General features: G+C 41.3%; 15 protein-coding genes. All 15 read left to right on the top strand.

From position 1 onward, the window contains the following. Positions 1-35 precede the first annotated feature (35 nt). The 15 genes from nusA (at position 36) to P3J6_RS03330 (ending at position 17,441) form a co-directional block, all read left to right on the top strand. Positions 36-1,535, top strand: coding sequence for a transcription termination factor NusA (gene nusA, locus P3J6_RS03400; protein WP_010391392.1), 1,500 nt, complete (start codon positions 36-38; stop codon positions 1,533-1,535). 25 nt (positions 1,536-1,560) lie between these two features. Then, a complete protein-coding gene (infB, locus tag P3J6_RS03395) occupies positions 1,561-4,218 on the top strand; it encodes a translation initiation factor IF-2 (protein ID WP_054202155.1) in 2,658 nt (885 codons plus the stop codon). Between the two features lie 158 nt (positions 4,219-4,376). Then, complete coding sequence (rbfA, locus tag P3J6_RS03390; protein ID WP_008467148.1) at positions 4,377-4,784, top strand: 30S ribosome-binding factor RbfA; 408 nt, start codon at positions 4,377-4,379, stop codon at positions 4,782-4,784. Continuing rightward, positions 4,784-5,728, top strand: coding sequence for a tRNA pseudouridine(55) synthase TruB (gene truB / locus P3J6_RS03385; RefSeq protein ID WP_138570418.1), 945 nt, complete (start codon positions 4,784-4,786; stop codon positions 5,726-5,728). Before rbfA ends, truB begins: the two co-directional genes overlap by 1 nt. Positions 5,729-5,837: 109 nt before the next feature. Then, complete coding sequence (gene rpsO / locus P3J6_RS03380; RefSeq protein ID WP_006793376.1) at positions 5,838-6,107, top strand: 30S ribosomal protein S15; 270 nt, start codon at positions 5,838-5,840, stop codon at positions 6,105-6,107. A 350-nt stretch (positions 6,108-6,457) separates the two neighbouring features. Beyond that, positions 6,458-8,584, top strand: coding sequence for a polyribonucleotide nucleotidyltransferase (gene pnp / locus P3J6_RS03375; protein ID WP_138606213.1), 2,127 nt, complete (start codon positions 6,458-6,460; stop codon positions 8,582-8,584). 185 nt (positions 8,585-8,769) lie between these two features. After that, positions 8,770-9,642: a lipoprotein NlpI gene (gene nlpI, locus P3J6_RS03370; protein WP_198522227.1), complete on the top strand. Its 873-nt coding sequence runs from the start codon at positions 8,770-8,772 to the stop codon at positions 9,640-9,642. Then, on the top strand, positions 9,626-10,765 hold the full coding sequence (locus P3J6_RS03365; protein WP_198522226.1) for a hypothetical protein: 1,140 nt from the start codon (positions 9,626-9,628) through the stop codon (positions 10,763-10,765). The genes nlpI and P3J6_RS03365 overlap by 17 nt, the downstream gene beginning before the upstream one ends. Positions 10,766-11,019: 254 nt before the next feature. Continuing rightward, positions 11,020-13,812 (top strand): monovalent cation/H+ antiporter subunit A, encoded by a 2,793-nt coding sequence (locus P3J6_RS03360; protein ID WP_138606207.1) that lies wholly within the window; start codon positions 11,020-11,022, stop codon positions 13,810-13,812. Then, a complete protein-coding gene (locus tag P3J6_RS03355) occupies positions 13,812-14,159 on the top strand; it encodes a Na+/H+ antiporter subunit C (protein WP_054202160.1) in 348 nt (115 codons plus the stop codon). Before P3J6_RS03360 ends, P3J6_RS03355 begins: the two co-directional genes overlap by 1 nt. Further along, a complete protein-coding gene (locus tag P3J6_RS03350; protein ID WP_198522225.1) occupies positions 14,156-15,673 on the top strand; it encodes a monovalent cation/H+ antiporter subunit D in 1,518 nt (505 codons plus the stop codon). The genes P3J6_RS03355 and P3J6_RS03350 overlap by 4 nt, the downstream gene beginning before the upstream one ends. Next, complete coding sequence (locus P3J6_RS03345) at positions 15,673-16,209, top strand: Na+/H+ antiporter subunit E (RefSeq protein ID WP_054202162.1); 537 nt, start codon at positions 15,673-15,675, stop codon at positions 16,207-16,209. The genes P3J6_RS03350 and P3J6_RS03345 overlap by 1 nt, the downstream gene beginning before the upstream one ends. Further along, positions 16,203-16,472, top strand: coding sequence for a K+/H+ antiporter subunit F (locus P3J6_RS03340; RefSeq protein ID WP_008114565.1), 270 nt, complete (start codon positions 16,203-16,205; stop codon positions 16,470-16,472). The genes P3J6_RS03345 and P3J6_RS03340 overlap by 7 nt, the downstream gene beginning before the upstream one ends. A 9-nt stretch (positions 16,473-16,481) precedes the next feature. Further along, entirely contained in the window at positions 16,482-16,814 is a 333-nt protein-coding gene (locus P3J6_RS03335; protein ID WP_008114566.1) for a Na+/H+ antiporter subunit G, read from the top strand. 132 nt (positions 16,815-16,946) lie between these two features. Next, positions 16,947-17,441, top strand: a complete 495-nt coding sequence (locus P3J6_RS03330) for a DUF2059 domain-containing protein (protein WP_055011750.1) — start codon at positions 16,947-16,949, stop codon at positions 17,439-17,441. The last annotated feature ends 71 nt before the right edge of the window (positions 17,442-17,512 follow it).

Here is a 17,512-nt window from a genome sequence, read left to right as displayed (position 1 = left end):
GAGTGCGAAGGAATAGGGCAAGCGAGGCATTACCCATGGCAAAAGAGATATTATTGGTTGCTGAAGCCGTTTCCAATGAGAAAGCGGTTCCAAAAGAAAAGATTTTTGAAGCTCTAGAGTTCGCATTAGCGACAGCGACAAAGAAAAAGCATGATGGTGAAATTGATGTACGTGTTGCAATTGACCGTAAAACTGGCGATTACGATACATTCCGTCGCTGGCAAATAGCTGAAGTACTAGAAGATGGTTCTTTAGAGAATCCATACAGCGAAATCACGTTAGAAGCTGCTCAAGTTGAAGAACCAGACTTGAAAATGGGCGACTACGTAGAAGAGCAGATTGAATCAATTAAATTTGACCGCATAACAACACAAATGGCTAAGCAAGTAATCGTACAAAAAGTACGTGAAGCAGAGCGTGCCTTAGTGGTTGAAGCGTACAAAGATCAGCAAGGCGAGCTAGTAACGGGTGTTGTTAAAAAAGCAACGCGTGATGCAATCGTACTTGATTTAGGTAATAACGCAGAAGCGGTTATTTACCGTGACGACATGCTGCCACGTGAAAACTTCCGCCCAGGCGATCGTATTCGTGGTCTTCTATATGAAGTTAAACCAGAAGCACGTGGTGCACAGTTATTTGTAACCCGTTCTAAACCAGAAATGCTGATGGAATTATTCCGCATTGAGGTGCCAGAAATTGGCGAAGAGATGATTGAATTACGTGCCGCAGCTCGTGATCCAGGTTCACGCGCTAAAATCGCAGTTAAGTCTAATGATAAGCGTATAGACCCTGTAGGTGCGTGTGTTGGTATGCGTGGCGCACGTGTTCAAGCGGTATCGTCAGAACTTGGCGGTGAGCGTGTTGATATCGTACTTTACGATGACAACCCAGCACAGTTTGTTATTAACGCAATGGCACCAGCAGAAGTGGCTTCAATCGTAATGGATGAAGACACTCACTCAATGGATATTGCTGTTGAAGCTGATAACTTAGCACAAGCTATTGGTCGTAATGGTCAAAACGTACGTTTAGCAAGCCAGTTAACTGGCTGGGAATTAAACGTAATGACCGTTGATGAAATGCGCGCTAAGAACGAAGCTGAGTCAGATAAGTTAATTAACTTATTTACTGAAAACTTAGATATTGATGACGAGTTTGCGTCATTACTTATCAACGAAGGTTTCTCAACACTTGAAGAAGTTGCGTATGTACCTGCTTCTGAGTTTTTAGAAATCGACGGCTTAGATGAAGAAACAGTGGACGTATTACGTTCACGTGCAAAAGATGCATTAACAACGAAAGCCCTTAAAACGGAAGAAAGCTTAGAAGGCGCTGAGCCTGCTGAAGACTTACTTGCGCTTGAAGGCTTAGAGCGTCATTTAGCATTTGTTATGGCAAGTAAGGGTGTAGTAACACTTGAAGACTTAGCTGAGCAAGGAATTGATGAGCTTGTAGATATTACAGAGCTATCTGCAGAGAAAGCGGGCGAGCTAATTATGGCTGCACGTAATATTTGTTGGTTTGCAGACGAGTAATTTATTAACGGAGGTATTAGAGACTATGGCAGAAGTAAATGTTGAAAAACTAGCCGGTGATATAGGTACAACTGTTGATAAATTGCTACAGCAGTTTTCACAAGCCGGTATTACTAAACAAGCAGGCGATAATGTAACAGAAGCTGAAAAAGCAACGTTACTTGATCACCTAAGCAAGCAACATGGCGGTACTGGATCTGAAGGTCCAGCGCGTATGACATTGCAACGTAAGAGCAAAAGCACATTAAGTGTGACTGGCTCTACGGGTAAAGCAAAGGCTGTGCAAGTTGAAGTTCGCAAAACCCGCACTTACGTGAAAAAAAGTGCTGTTGAGCAAGAGCAAGAACAGCAACGTCTAGCCGCTGAAGAAAAAGCGCGTCTTGAAGAGCAGCAAAAAGCTGAACAAGAAGCCGCAGAATTGAAAGCGAAACAAGAGGCAGAACGTAAAGCGAAAGAAGACGCTGATCGTAAAGCCAAAGAAGAAGCTAAACGCAAAGCAGATGCTGAGCGTAAAGCGAAACAACAGCAGATGACCCCTGAGCAAAGTGCTAAGTCTGAGAAAGATCGCATCGAAGCTGAGCGTCTGCAAAAAGAAGCAGAAGAGGCCGCATTGAAGAAAGCTGAAGAAGAAGCGAAACGTCAAGCAGAAGAGGCAAGAAAGCTAGCTGAAGAGAATTCAGCACGCTGGAAGAAAGAAGAAGAAGAACGTAAGAAACGCGAAGAAACCGCGGATCACCACCTTACGACTTCAACTTACGCACGTGAAGCAGAAGATGTAGCAGATGCTCGCGAAGAGCAAGGCTCACGCCGTGCGAAGAAAAAGAAAAAAGCGCCAGCAAAAGATAAATTTGCAGCGTCTAAAGGTAAAAAAGGTAAGCTAAAAGCGCCAGCGTCATTACAGCACGGTTTCCAAAAACCAACGGCTGATGTTAAAAACGAAGTGCGTATTAGTGAAACAATTACAGTTGCTGAGCTTGCGTCACGCATGGCTGTTAAAGGCGCTGAAGTTGTAAAAACAATGATGAAAATGGGTGACATGGTTACGATTAACCAAGTTATTGACCAAGAAACTGCGCAACTTGTTGCAGAAGAAATGGGCCATAAAGTTATCATCGTTAAAGAAAACGAATTAGAGCAAACAGTACTTAACGACCGCCACGAAGATGGTAAGTCTGAGCCTCGTGCTCCAGTAGTAACTGTTATGGGTCACGTTGACCACGGTAAAACGTCAACGCTTGATTACATTCGTTCAGCTAAAGTTGCTTCAGGCGAAGCCGGTGGCATTACGCAGCATATTGGTGCATACCACGTTGAAACTAACGGCAACATGATCACTTTCTTAGATACTCCGGGTCACGCCGCGTTTACATCTATGCGTGCTCGTGGTGCAAAAGCGACTGATATCGTAATCCTAGTAGTTGCAGCCGATGATGGTGTAATGCCACAAACTAAAGAAGCGGTACAGCATGCTCGCGCAGCTGGCGTTCCTTTAATCATTGCTGTTAACAAAATGGATAAAGAAGGCGCAGATCCAGACCGCGTTAAAAACGAGCTAGCTCAGCTAGACGTTATCCCAGAAGATTGGGGCGGTGATACGCAATACGTTCACATCTCAGCTAAAACAGGTCTTGGTATTGATGACCTTTTAGAAGCAGTATTAATGCAATCTGAGCTGTTAGAACTAAATGCACCTAGCGAAGGTATGGCTGCAGGTGTTGTAATTGAATCACGTCTTGATAAAGGCCGTGGTCCAGTAGCGTCTATCCTTGTTCAATCAGGTACGCTTAACCAAGGTGACATTGTATTATGTGGTCTTGAGTATGGCCGTGTTCGTGCAATGCGCGATGAAAACGGTAAAGACATTAAATCTGCGGGTCCTTCTATTCCTGTTGAGATTTTAGGTCTTTCTGGTATTCCAGCAGCGGGTGATGAAGCAACAGTAGTTAAAGACGAGCGTAAAGCACGTGAAGTTGCTTTATACCGTCAAGGTAAATTCCGCGATGTTAAATTAGCGCGTCAGCAAAAAGCGAAGCTTGAAAACATGTTTACTAACATGACTGAAGGCGATGTGTCTGAAGTTAACGTGGTACTTAAAGCAGACGTTCAAGGTTCAATTGAAGCAATTTCAGACTCACTAACTAAACTTTCTACTGATGAAGTAAAAGTGAAGATTGTTGGTTCTGGTGTTGGTGGTATCACTGAAACAGATGCAACTCTTGCTGCAGCGTCTAACGCAATCGTAGTTGGCTTTAACGTTCGTGCCGATGCATCAGCGCGTAAAGTGATTGACTCTGAAAACTTAGACCTTCGTTACTACAGCGTAATTTACGCACTTATCGAAGAAGTTAAGCAAGCCATGTCTGGTATGCTTGCTCCTGAGTTTAAACAAGAGATCATTGGTCTTGCTGAAGTACGTGATGTATTTAAGTCTCCAAAAATTGGCGCAATTGCTGGTTGTATGGTTACTGAAGGTACTATCAAACGTAGCGCACCAATTCGTGTACTTCGTGATAACGTGGTTATTTACGAAGGTGAACTTGAGTCATTACGTCGCTTTAAAGATGACGTACAAGACGTTCGTAACGGCATGGAATGTGGTATCGGCGTTAAGAACTACAATGACGTTCGCGTTGGTGACCAAATCGAAGTATTTGAAACAGTTGAAGTACAACGTAGTCTTTAATTGTTGTTAGGTGTTGTTGGACATTCAAGGTCGTATCTCGATAGCCCAACATAACCTATGCTAAGATTTTAAATGGGGGCTCAGCCCCCATTTGTGTATCCATTATTTAGTTAACTTATTATTGTTTTTTCAATAAGTTATAATTTTAGGAAAGTGAAATGAGAGAATTTTCTCGCACTGATCGTGTTGCTCAGCAAATTCAAAAAGAAATTGCTGTGATTCTACAACGCGAAATTAAAGATCCGCGCTTAGGCATGGTGACAGTGTCTGCGGTAGAAGTATCACGCGATTTATCTTATGCCAAAGTTTTTATCACGGTGTTTAACACTGAAGACGAAAATGCAGCAAAACAGAGTGCAAAAGTACTGAACGAAGCAACGGGCTATATCCGTTCGTTACTAGGTAAGCGTATTCGCGCACGTATTATGCCAGAGCTTAAATTTGTGGTTGATAACTCATTAATGGAAGGGATGCGCATCTCTAACTTAGTGGACTCTATCATTCGTGAAGATAATGCTAAGCATGTTGATGATGAAACAGATAGCGAAGAAGGCACTAAAGACTAATGGCAAGACGCAGTAAAGGCCGTCCAGTTGATGGTATTTTGTTGTTAAACAAACCAGAAGGCATTTCATCAAACAAGGCATTACAGCAGGCTAAAGGTATTTATTTTGCGCAAAAAGCGGGGCACACAGGTGCGCTTGATCCGCTTGCGACCGGCATGCTGCCAATTTGTTTTGGTGAAGCGACTAAGTTTACCCAGTTTTTACTCGATACAGATAAAACCTATGTTGTTCGAGCTAAGCTAGGTGAACGTACGACCACATCAGACTCTGATGGCGAAGTGGTTGAAACTCGCGATGTGAATGTCACTTCCCAATTACTAAGCGAAGAGATTGCTAAGTTTTTAGGTGAGTCAGACCAATACCCATCAATGTATTCAGCGCTTAAATATGAAGGCAAGCCTTTATATAAATATGCGCGTGAAGGCATTGAAGTTCCTCGCAAATGTCGAAAAATTAACGTATTTAGCTTAACGCTTGATGAGTTTGATGAGCAAGCTAACGAAATACAAATGACTGCCCATGTATCTAAAGGTACGTATATTCGTACTATCGTTGATGACTTAGGTGAAAACTTAGGCTGCGGCGCGCATGTGATTATGCTGCATCGTAGTGCTGTAGGGCATTACCCAGCAGATAAAATGGTCACACTTGAGCAGTTAGAAACGTTATTAAATCAAGCGAAAGAACAAGACGTTGCGCCTTCCACTTACCTTGACGAACTATTATTGCCAATGGATACTGCGTTAGTTGATTTACCCGTTGTGGAAATTACTAAAGAGCAGGGAGTGGCATTTAGCCATGGTCAAGCTGTGGTATTGGGTAAAGCCCTGCCTGAAGGTGCAATAAAGGTACTGGCTGACGGAATATTTATTGGTACGGGCGAACGTAATCCTGATGGCCATTTAAAATCAAAGCGCGGCTTGTCTAATCAACAACCAGAGTAAAGTTTAACTTGTAGTTATGCTGATAATTGGTAGAATACGCCCGCTTAATCGTTTTGGCTGAATTAGTGATCGGCTAAAGCACCTATTAAATTTAACTTTTGGAGTTATTATGTCACTAAGCAATCAAGAAAAAATCGATATCATTGCTAAATTCGCACGCGCTGAAGGCGACACTGGTTCACCTGAAGTACAAGTAGCATTACTTACTTTTGATATCAACAAGCTTCAAGGTCACTTCGCTGATCACAAGCATGACTTCCACTCACGTCGTGGTCTGCTTCGTAAAGTAAGCACTCGCCGTAAACTGCTTGATTACCTTAAAGGTAAAGATATCTCGCGTTACACTGCGTTAATCAAAGAGCTTGGCCTACGTCGCTAAGAACTTGATTATCAAAAGGGGAGCTTTTTAGCTCCTTTTTTTGTGTCTAAATTTCCTCATACTCACTACCCACATCGATTAACCCCCTTGAAATATAAGCTAAAAGCCACATTGTAAGTAACAGCAAAGTACATAATTTAGCATCACGTTTATCTCTGGACTAAGCTCGCAATTTTACCTGACTTTGTTATATACTATGGCGCGTAGATAAAAAGGTTTATTTACGGTTATTTACATCATTGCCAATTGTAGTACTTAATTGATTTCCAACTGAATACAATTATGTACTGTAATTGGTACTTTGATGAAAACTTAATTAATACTAAAAATACATTTAAGGAATATTTTAAGTGCAAGCAATTATAAAAGAATTTCAACTAGGTCAACACACAGTGACGCTAGAAACAGGTGCTATCGCTCGTCAAGCTGACGGCGCAGTACTAGCAAGCATTGGCGACACGTCAGTACTAGTAACGGTTGTTGGTAAGCGTGAAGCTCAACCAGGTCAAGACTTCTTCCCACTAACAGTTAACTACCAAGAGCGTATGTACGCTGCTGGTCGTATCCCAGGTGGTTTCCTTAAGCGTGAAGGTCGTCCTAACGATGGCGAAACACTTATTGCACGTCTTATTGACCGTCCAATTCGTCCACTTTTCCCAAATGGTTTCGTAAACGAAGTACAAGTTATCGCGACTGTTGTTTCTGTAAACCCTGAAATCCAACCTGATATGGTTGCGATGATTGGTACATCAGCAGCACTTGCTATCTCTGGTATCCCGTTCAGCGGTCCAATTGGTGCATCACGTGTTGGTTACATTAACGGTGAATACGTACTTAACCCGACACTAAAAGAGCTTGAAGAGAGCCAACTTGACTTAGTTGTTGCTGGTACTGATAACGCAGTACTTATGGTTGAATCAGAAGCAGACGTACTTGCTGAAGACGTAATGCTAGGCGCGGTTGTATACGGCCATGAGCAATCACAGTCTATCATCAATGCAATTAACGAATTTAAAGCAGAAGCAGGCAAGCCTACTTGGGATTGGACTGCACCTGAGAAAAACGTTGCATTAGAAGAGAAAGTAGCAACTCTTGCTGCAGATAAAGTAGGCGAAGCTTACCGTATTACTGATAAAGTAGCGCGTAAAGAAGCATTAACTGCTGCAAAAGATGCGGTTGTTGAAGCACTAACAAGCGAACTTGCTGAAGGCGAAACGCTTGATAAGCAAGAAGTAGGTAAAGTATTCGGTTCACTTGAGAAGAAAATCGTTCGTGGCCGTATCGCTGCTGGCGAAAAACGTATCGATGGTCGTGAACCAGATATGATCCGTGCTCTAGATGTAATGACGGGCGTACTTCCACGTACTCACGGCTCTGCAATCTTCACACGTGGTGAAACGCAAGCATTAGTAACAGCAACACTTGGTACAGAACGTGATTCACAGTTAATCGACGATTTAACTGGCACGCACAAAAACCACTTTATGCTTAACTATAACTTCCCTCCGTTCTGTGTAGGTGAAACGGGTTTTGTTGGTTCTCCTAAGCGTCGTGAAATCGGCCACGGTAACCTAGCTAAGCGTGGTATTGCAGCAGTAATGCCAACATTGACTGACTTCCCATATTCAATCCGTGTTGTATCTGAAATTACTGAATCAAATGGTTCATCTTCAATGGCATCGGTTTGTGGTACGTCTTTAGCGCTTATGAACGCAGGTGTTCCAATTAAAGCCTCAGTTGCGGGTATCGCAATGGGCTTAGTTAAAGAAGAAGAAAACTTTGTTGTTCTTTCAGATATCTTAGGTGATGAAGATCACTTAGGTGACATGGACTTTAAAGTAGCGGGTACAACTAACGGTATCACTGCACTGCAAATGGATATCAAAATTGAAGGTATTACTCAAGAAATCATGCAAATCGCGCTTAAACAAGCGAAAGCTGCACGTTTACACATTCTAAATGTAATGGACGAAGCGATTTCTGCACCTTCTGAAGAGTTATCTATGTTTGCTCCGCGTATTTACACGATGCAAATCCCACAGAAGAAAATCGCAGAAGTTATCGGTAAAGGTGGCGCAACTATCCGTCAGCTTACTGAAGAAACGGGTACTACGATTGAAATCGGTGATGATGGCACAATCAAGATTGCTGCTACAGACGGTGAAAGTGCAGCAAATGCAATTAGCCGTATTGAGCAATTAACTGCTGAGCTTGAAGTAGGTACTATCTACGAAGGTAAAGTGGTACGTATCGTTGATTTCGGTGCGTTTGTAAACATTCTTCCAGGTAAAGATGGCCTAGTGCATATCTCACAAATCAGCACAGAACGTGTTAACAACGTTGCTGATCACCTTAGTGAAGGTCAAGAAGTTAAAGTTAAAGTACTAGAAGTAGACCGTCAAGGCCGTGTACGTCTAAGTATTAAAGAAGCAATGGAATCAGCAGCACCTGCAGCTGACGAGTCTAAAGACGCGTAATTGCTAATCTTTCATCCAGATAATTACTGGATAGTATAAAAAGGGGCTGTTTAGCCCCTTTTTTTATGCTTTAATGTTAGCAACCTATTGTGTTCAAGACGTTAAGTAACATATAACAAGAATGAACCTTACAAGACAGCTTATGTCTTATCTATTTGCTACTTACCTCGGTATTAAGGATTTTAATGAGACTTAAACATTTAGCCTTGGCATCTTTTGCTATTTTGTCTTTAAGCGCTTGTCAGGCTACTACTAAACCCGCTGCTATTATTAATGTACCATTTACTGCGCCACTTGCATCAGACTTTAGAAATGAAATTGCCATTGCTCGTTTTTCAGAGCTATTAAATAGAGCAGACTTAAGTACAGAGCAACAAGCAAAGCTCTATTATGACCGTGGTGTGCTGTTTGATAGCTTAGGCATGACTACTTTATCGCGAATTGATTTTAACCGAGCAGTTAAACTGAAACCTGATTTGGCTGAAGTGTATAATTTTTTGGGGATTCAACATACCTTGATGCAGCAATACGAAAAAGCATACGAGTATTTTGATTCAGCCATAGAGTTAGACCAAGAACATGAATATGCGTATTTAAATCGTGGTATTGCTTTGTACTATGGTGATAGAGCGACGCTTGCAAAGGATGACTTTAAAACATTCTTGGAGCGCTCTCCTAACGATCCTTATCGTGTGCTGTGGCTTTATTTAGCTCAAGCAGCACAAGATAAAACTCAGGCGCTCGCTTCGTTAAAAGCTAATGCGGCGGCTCTTGATGAAAACGAATGGGCATATCAGCTTATTGCCTTGTATGTAGGTGATATGAGTGAAAAAGCATTTTTTTCAGGGATAGCCGATGGTGTAAGTTCACAACAAGAATATGCTCAGCGTTTATGTGAAGCTTATTTTTACTTAGCTAAACAGCACCAAGCCGCAGGTGAGTTCTCAATTGCCACAGATTACTTTAAATTGGCGCTAGCAACGAACGTACATGAATTTATAGAATATAAGTATGCGCGTTTAGAGCTTGAGTTGATGGCCAGTGAAAGCGCTGGCTAATTATTTAAAACTAAGTGCTTTATTACTGTGCGCTAGCGTTATTAGTGGCTCGAGTAATAAACAAAATAGCATTGGCTTTTGGCAAGTATTACATGCCAAGGCCAATGTGATTGACAGTTATTGGCAATTCCCTCGTTACTTTGCAAACCACATATTACAATTACCCACCACAGCCTTAGCAACCTTAGCTCGCAATAAAATAGCGGATGCTCAATATGGCTATGGGTTGTCATTATTAAGCAATAATCAAACTGAAACGGCTAAACTATTTTGGCAAGCAAGTTTGGATAAAATTACACGAGCACAGCAAAAAAAACTCGCCGACTCGTTATTTTCGCAACAGCGTTGGCAGGATTTAGCGCTACTAAAAAATCAAAATAAGCTTCCTAAAGGCGATATCTTTTATCATCTGCAATTACAGCAACAAGCACCCATAGAAACATTGAGTGCATCATTCATGAATAAGTTAGGGTTTTTAGTTGCAAGCAAGCAAGTTGAGATACAAAAGCAGTGTACATTTAACGTATTAATGTTGAGCGATCACCGTGATGGTTTATACAGGCTCAATCAATTTCGTAACGCGTACTTTCAAAACCCAGAGCCGAGTCTCAATACCTTTTGTTTTTCAAAACCAGTTTATGTGGGTAGTGCAATTAGTTGCAATAGTACTGAATCCTCACGTGCTAAGTGCGATTGGCAACAATCATCGCTTAAAAAGCGGCTTCCCACTGGGTTCGATTTTGCTGTTATGATGCCTAAGCAAGGTACTGCCAGTGTAAAAAATGGTTTAATGCATATTAATTCACAGGCTAGCTACGCGGTTTTTTTGCATGAGTTAATGCACTTTAATGGCTTTGAAGATGAGTACGCTTTACCGGTAAAAAAGCAAGCGTGGTTATGTCAGCTTGATGGGTTTGTTGCTCCCAACTTATTTATTGCAAAAAAATCAGATGCTCCCAAAGGGTGGCACAAAAGCCAAAGCTGCCAACAAGGCGGCACTGCTTATAAGCCCAGTGCACAGTGGTCGATTATGCAATATCAGCAGTTAGGCCTATCAGCGCAATATCGTATTTTGTGGCAAAAGCACATAGCACTTAATGCTCATTTATTTGTACGATTTTAGTGATTGGATATTCCGCTGTAAACTGTCTGAAAGCTGAGCTTATTTGGCTACTGTTCATTAATTTATAAGCATTTTTGTTTGATTATTGTTCCGCTAGCGGCGCTTTCTATAGACAAAAACTGCGTTTATCAGTATAACTATACGTATTAATGTTGTTAAAAAACAGACATAAAACGTATACCCAAGTCACTTTGGTATTTAATAATAACAAGTAGCGAATTGATAAACTTTATGATTCAAAAAGGCCCTTCATTATGACTTTGCTCTGGATACCCCTGTTATCCTTATTCGGCAGTGTTATTTCTGCATGCACCGGCAAACTTTCTCGAAATCAGGCAACGAGCCTAACGGCTATTGCGCCATTAGCCGCGCTTGCAATTACACTTTATCATGCGCCTGCGGTTCTCGCGGGAGAAACCATTCGTTTTAGCGCACAGTGGATACCTGCTTTAGGGCTGGATATTTCCTTACGCTTAGATGGATTGAGTTTACTGTTTTTATTTATGATTCTAGGAATAGGGTTACTAGTAATTTTGTATGCCCGTTATTACCTAAGTCAAAATGATTCATTGCCAAAACTATTTAGCTACTTAATGTTATTTATGACCGCCATGCTGGGCATTGTTATGTCAAACAATGTGATTCAGTTATGGGTATTTTGGGAGCTAACCAGTATTAGCTCGTTTTTGTTAATCAGTTATTGGTGGCACAAATCAGAGGCGCGCAAGGGGGCGCGCATGGCATTAGCGGTAACTGGCGCCGGTGGTTTAGCCTTACTCGGTGGCTTAATGTTGTTAGGCGATATTGTTGGAAGCTACGACTTAGACACCATTTTAGCTAGCAAAGCGATTATTCAATCTCACGACTTATATGAATTGGCATTAGTACTAGTATTATTAGGTGCTTTTACTAAATCTGCACAATTTCCGTTTCATTTTTGGTTACCGCATGCCATGGCTGCACCTACGCCGGTTAGTGCGTATTTACACTCTGCCACTATGGTAAAAGCAGGTATCTTTTTACTTGCGCGTTTTTACCCCGCATTGGCGGGTACCGATACCTGGTTTTTATTAGTCGGTTTGACCGGTTTAACCACATTATTATTTGGCGCTTATATCGCGTTATTCAAACATGATTTAAAAGGCTTGTTAGCCTATTCAACGATTAGTCATTTGGGTTTAATTACATTATTACTAGGCCTAGATACACAGCTTGCGACCGTTGCCGCTATTTTTCATATTATTAACCACGCGACGTTTAAAGCGTCGTTATTTATGGCAACCGGCATTATTGACCATGAAACCGGTACTCGTGATATGCGTAAACTCAATGGCATGTGGCGCTACTTACCTTATACGGCCACCTTGGCGATGGTGGCTGCTGCCGCTATGGCAGGTGTACCGTTGTTAAATGGTTTCTTATCAAAAGAGATGTTCTTTGCTGAGACACTGCATCAGCAGGTACTTGGCTCAATGTCGTGGCTAATCCCGGTGCTGGCAACTGTAGCGGGTGCGTTGTCGGTGGCGTACTCATCACGCTTTATTCATGACGTGTTCTTTAATGGTGAGCCCATTGATTTACCACGTACCCCTCATGAAGCACCGCGTTATATGCGTGTGCCTATAGAAATCTTAGTGGTACTGTGTATTTTAGTGGGTATTTTTCCACACTTTGCCGTTGATGGTATTTTATCGGCCGCTTCACTAGCCGTACTTGGTGAAGCAATGCCTGAGTATAAATTGACTATTTGGCATGGTTTCAACTTACCTCTACTTATGAGTGGTATGGCGGTAATTGGTGGTTTATTTATTTACGTTAATCGTAAGTACTTGTTCCAGTTCCAAGCGTCGTTACCTCCTTTTAACGCTAAAAAAATCTTCGAGCGTTTTTTAGCGGTAGTGGTCAATTGGTGTCAAAACAAAATCCAATCAACAGAAAATGGCTCATTACAACGTTATGTATTTATAATGTTAGGCGTTGTATTACTTGCCTCTGGTTGGCCATTATTTGAAATGAAGCAGCTAGCCGGTAGCGTGCCTAATACACCGGTTGATATTCAAAACGCAATTGGTGCAGGACTACTCATAATAGGTGCAATTGCTACCGTTATTTGGCATCGAATTCGAATGGTGTCGTTATTAATGCTGTCGATTGTGGGACTAATGGTGTCGGTGGCGTTTACCCGTTTTTCAGCGCCTGACTTGGCCTTAACGCAACTTACTGTAGAAGTAGCCACTATTATACTATTAATGTTGGCACTGTTTTTCTTACCTCAAAGCACGCCAAGAGAGTCAAGCTCATTGCGTATTTTACGTGATGTGGTTATTTCCTCTACCGTGGGGATCATAATTGCTAGTATTTGTTACGCCTTACTGACTCGTCCGCTTGATTCAATTTCTGAGTTCTTTATTGCTAACGCCAAAACAGGCGGTGGTGGCACTAATGTAGTTAACGTTATTTTGGTTGATTTTAGGGGCTTTGATACTTTAGGTGAAATTACTGTACTAGGTATTGCCGCACTGGGCATATTTAAACTGTTATCAAGAATTCCACTTTATATGCCAGCGAGCGATAGTGAAGGGCGTCCATGGTCTAAAGATCGCCATCCTATTTTATTGGCTTGTATTTCTCAAAGCTTACTGCCATTAGCGCTATTAGTGTCTGCTTATATTTTCCTACGCGGTCATAACTTACCTGGAGGAGGCTTTATAGCAGGCCTCGTAACTTCTATTGCCTTTATTTTACAATATATGGCGCATGGTACTGCGTGGATAAATGAACGCTTTGATGTTAACTATCGAAAAATTATTGCATCAGGTATTGCTATTGCCATGTTTACAGGTGTGGGAAGTTGGTTCTTTGACAAGCCATTTTTAACTACCTGGTTTGATTACTTTGATATTCCGTTTGTTGGTAAAACAGAGCTTGCCAGCGCCATTGTATTTGACTTGGGCGTGTACTTAACTGTTGTTGGCGCTACGCTGATGATCCTTGCGAGCTTAGGTAATATGACCGCGAACGCAGAGAAAGAAGAGGTAAATATTTAATGGAACTGTTATATGCATCTTGCGTTGGCGTGTTAGTCACCTGTGGCGTGTTTTTATTGCTAAGAGCACGTACATTCCCAGTGGTACTGGGGCTGACAATGATTTCTTACGCGGTTAATTTGTTTTTATTCTCATCAGGGCGCTTAACAATTAATAAAGCCGTGGTACTAGGGACTGGCGCTGATTACGCTGACCCGCTACCACAAGCATTAGTGTTAACAGCCATTGTAATTGGCTTTGCGATGACTGCGTTTGTGGTTATTTTATCTATTCGAGGCCGAGCAGATTTAGGCAACGACCATGTTGATGGCACCCTAACTAAAAATAAACGCAAGGAGAGAAAATGATTCAGCATTTAGCATCTTTGCCTATTTTACTGCCAATGCTAGCGGCAATTATTTTGTTGCTCCCACCGTGTGGCAAAAGCTTATTTGCACGCCGATTTATGTCTAGCTTAATGGCTATTTTAACCTTTGCAGTCACAGTATTACTGCTGGTTCAGGTTAAAGATAACGGTATTATTGTTTATGCAATAGGTAACTGGTCTGCACCATTTGGTATTGTACTGGTTGCAGATATGCTCTCGACCTTGTTAGTCACTTTAACCGCCTTTTTGGGGGTTGGCGTGGCTTTATATGGCTGTGCTGGTGATGATGAACAAGGTAGCTTTTTTCACCCTTTAATCCATTTTTTAATATTAGGGGTAAATGGTGCATTTTTAACAGGGGATTTATTTAACGTCTTCGTATTTTTTGAAGTGTTATTAATTGCCTCTTATGCGCTGTTAATGCACGGTGGCGGTAAACCCAAAACGCGCGCGGCTCTGCATTACGTTATTTTAAATTTAGTTGGTTCAAGCGTATTTTTAATTGGTTTAGGTATTTTATACGGTGTATTAGGCACCTTAAATATTGCTGATATGGCCAATAAAGTACCGCAACTAACTGGTGATGATGTTTATTTAGCGAAGGCAGGTGGTTTACTGCTATTGGTGGTGTTTGCACTTAAAAGTGCGTTATTACCATTGCATTTATGGTTACCAAACGCCTACTCAAGTGCCACACCTGTGGTTGCTGCATTATTTGCGATTATGACTAAAGTTGGTGTTTACGCAACCTTACGTGTATACACGGTTATTTTTGGTGAACAAGCTGGCGAACTTGAGCATATGGCGCAGTCTTGGTTATGGGCGCTGGCTATTGCTACCATAGTGATTGGCGCAATAGGGGTGTTAGCCGCACAAGATTTACGTAAGCTTACCGCTAATTTAGTACTGGTTTCTGTAGGGACGTTGGTGGCATTAGTCGCACTACAAAACATAAATGCCACCGCTGCATTGCTTTACTATTTAGTGCATTCAACGTTAGTGACTGCGGCGCTATTTTTACTTGCTGATTTAATTGCAACACAACGAGGTAAAGCTGGTGATCGATTAGTCGGCGGGCGTGCAGTAAAGCAACCATTTTTATTAGGTGCGTGTTTTATTATTGCCGGTTTAACCGTTATTGGTATGCCACCTTTTTCGGGCTTTGTTGGCAAAATTTGGATTTTAAAAACGACCTTAAATAGCGAGCAAGCACTGGTATTTTGGCCTGTTTACTTAATTATGAGCTTAGCGCTAATTGTGGCTATATCACGTGCAGGTACTAGTTTGTTTTGGGAACGTAAAGACAAAACAGGTGATGCTAGCGATGTTGCCAATGCCCACCCGCTACAAGTAACCGTGTTAGTTGGTTTATTAGCAAGTTCAATACTACTGGTTATTTTTGGTGACATGGCAACACAGTACGCCCTCGAGGCGGCAACACAGCTTCACGATATTAGTGGTGGTATTAATGCGGTACTTAAGGGAGGTATGTAATGCGCTTACAAGCTCGTTTTGGTTGGTTACCTACGCCGTTTCGTAGTCTATTTTTATTTATAGTATGGCTCTTGTTAAACAACAGTGTGTCGGTAGGGCATATTATATTAGGGGCGCTACTTGCGTTGCTAATACCGTTATTTAGTATGTCGTTTAGAGACCCGCAACCGCTGATATTAAAGCCGGGGCTAGCACTTAAGCAATTACTAATCGTACTTTACGATATTATAGTGGCTAATTTGCAAGTGGCATTATTAATACTGGGCCCTTCAAAAAATCTGCGTCCAGGCTTTGTTAAAGTGCCTATAGATTTAATGCATGAAATGCCAATTACTATTTTAGCAAGCTGCGTGTCTTTAACGCCGGGTACGGTAAGTGCCGAGGTTTACCCGCTGATTAAATCGCTTAATGAAGACGATGAACCGGTACAGCGTTATTTATTAATTCACGTGTTAGATTTAGATGATGAGCAAGCGCTTATTAAACAAATAAAAGCACGTTACGAAGCTCCCCTAAAGGAGATATTTCAATGTTAGATACAGTATTACTGATTGTTTTTTCAATGGTTGGATTGTCGTTATTACTTAATCTATGGCGACTTATTATTGGCCCATCAGTACCGGATCGTATTTTAGCGCTCGATACTATGTACATTAACGTGATTGCCTTGATTATTTTATATAGCATTAGTATGGGCACGGGGCTGTACTTTGAAGCAGCCTTACTTATCGCCATGCTTGGGTTTATAAGTACGGTAGCTGTATGTAAGTATTTACTTCGTGGCGACATAATTGAGTAAGGTATTAAAATGATAAGTGAATGGATCGTATCAATATTGCTGCTGTTAGGCGGGTTATTTATTTTAATTGGCTCAATTGGTTTAATTAAATTACCTGATTTTTTTATGCGTTTACATGGGCCAACAAAAGCCACCACTTTAGGTATGGCGAGTATACTTACCGCTGCTATGGTATTTTTTGCTAATTCAGTCAGTGGCTTAAGTGTAAAAGAAATATTAATCACTATATTTCTATTAATCACTGCACCTATTAGTGGCTATATGCTGATTAAAACCGCTATTCATCATAAGCTTAAAGCTAAAGAGGGAACGAAAGGGCTCGATAATATCGAAAAAGATTAGCTCTGGGAATAAACGATTAAAAGCCGAATAAACACCTGTTATTCGGCTTTTTCGTTTTTTGGTTGTCCCCATTTACAACACTTGTTGAACATGTGATTATGACGCTAATTCAAATACAAAAAGGATATTAATATGGGTAAGGTAATACTGCTTTCACTTTTAATTTTTTCAACTAACCTTGCAGCGCAAACTGCCAAACAGCAAAAAATTGATGAGCTGGTAGAGGTGATGAACATGGATGCCATGGTTGACTCTATGTATGCGCAAGTTGAGGGCATGATGCAAAATATGTCAGTGCAAATGGGCGTAAAGCCAGATGAGAAAGCAATTTTCGACAAATATTATGCTGATATGACCGAGGTATTAAAAACAAAAATGAGCTGGCAAAAAATGCAGCCGATGATGATTAACCTCTACGATAAACAATTTACTGAACAAGAAATTAGCGACATGTTGGCTTTTTATAAGACAGAGTCAGGGCAGGCTATTTTGAAAAAAATGCCACAAGTAATGCAAGAATCAATGCAAATGTCACAAGCCTTAGTACAAGACGCTATGCCTGAAATTCAAGCAATTGCGGGTGAGCTTGGTGAAGCACTTAAGCAATCTCGAAGCAAAGCAAACTAAGGACTACAGTAACTCTCAAATTTAGCAGTCACTTATGGTGACTGCTCTTATCTTAACTTTCTTCCACACTC

It is taken from the genome of Pseudoalteromonas sp. 3J6 (assembly GCF_903995135.1).
Taxonomy (GTDB): Bacteria; Pseudomonadota; Gammaproteobacteria; order Enterobacterales; family Alteromonadaceae; genus Pseudoalteromonas.
The sequence above is the reverse complement of the archived record's forward strand: the minus strand, read 5'-3'. Positions and strand labels throughout refer to the sequence as shown.

Bases quoted from the DNA above. Each gene is read 5' to 3' on its own strand.
- infB (WP_054202155.1), top strand. From the start codon at position 1,561: ATGGCAGAAGTAAATGTTGAAAAACTAGCCGGTGATATAGGTACAACT.
- rpsO (WP_006793376.1), top strand. From the start codon at position 5,838: ATGTCACTAAGCAATCAAGAAAAAATCGATATCATTGCTAAATTCGCA.
- P3J6_RS03340 (WP_008114565.1), top strand. From the start codon at position 16,203: ATGTTAGATACAGTATTACTGATTGTTTTTTCAATGGTTGGATTGTCG.
- P3J6_RS03345 (WP_054202162.1), top strand. From the start codon at position 15,673: ATGCGCTTACAAGCTCGTTTTGGTTGGTTACCTACGCCGTTTCGTAGT.
- truB (WP_138570418.1), top strand. From the start codon at position 4,784: ATGGCAAGACGCAGTAAAGGCCGTCCAGTTGATGGTATTTTGTTGTTA.
- nlpI (WP_198522227.1), top strand. From the start codon at position 8,770: ATGAGACTTAAACATTTAGCCTTGGCATCTTTTGCTATTTTGTCTTTA.
- P3J6_RS03335 (WP_008114566.1), top strand. From the start codon at position 16,482: ATGATAAGTGAATGGATCGTATCAATATTGCTGCTGTTAGGCGGGTTA.
- P3J6_RS03350 (WP_198522225.1), top strand. From the start codon at position 14,156: ATGATTCAGCATTTAGCATCTTTGCCTATTTTACTGCCAATGCTAGCG.
- P3J6_RS03355 (WP_054202160.1), top strand. From the start codon at position 13,812: ATGGAACTGTTATATGCATCTTGCGTTGGCGTGTTAGTCACCTGTGGC.
- P3J6_RS03360 (WP_138606207.1), top strand. From the start codon at position 11,020: ATGACTTTGCTCTGGATACCCCTGTTATCCTTATTCGGCAGTGTTATT.
- nusA (WP_010391392.1), top strand. From the start codon at position 36: ATGGCAAAAGAGATATTATTGGTTGCTGAAGCCGTTTCCAATGAGAAA.
- P3J6_RS03330 (WP_055011750.1), top strand. From the start codon at position 16,947: ATGGGTAAGGTAATACTGCTTTCACTTTTAATTTTTTCAACTAACCTT.
- rbfA (WP_008467148.1), top strand. From the start codon at position 4,377: ATGAGAGAATTTTCTCGCACTGATCGTGTTGCTCAGCAAATTCAAAAA.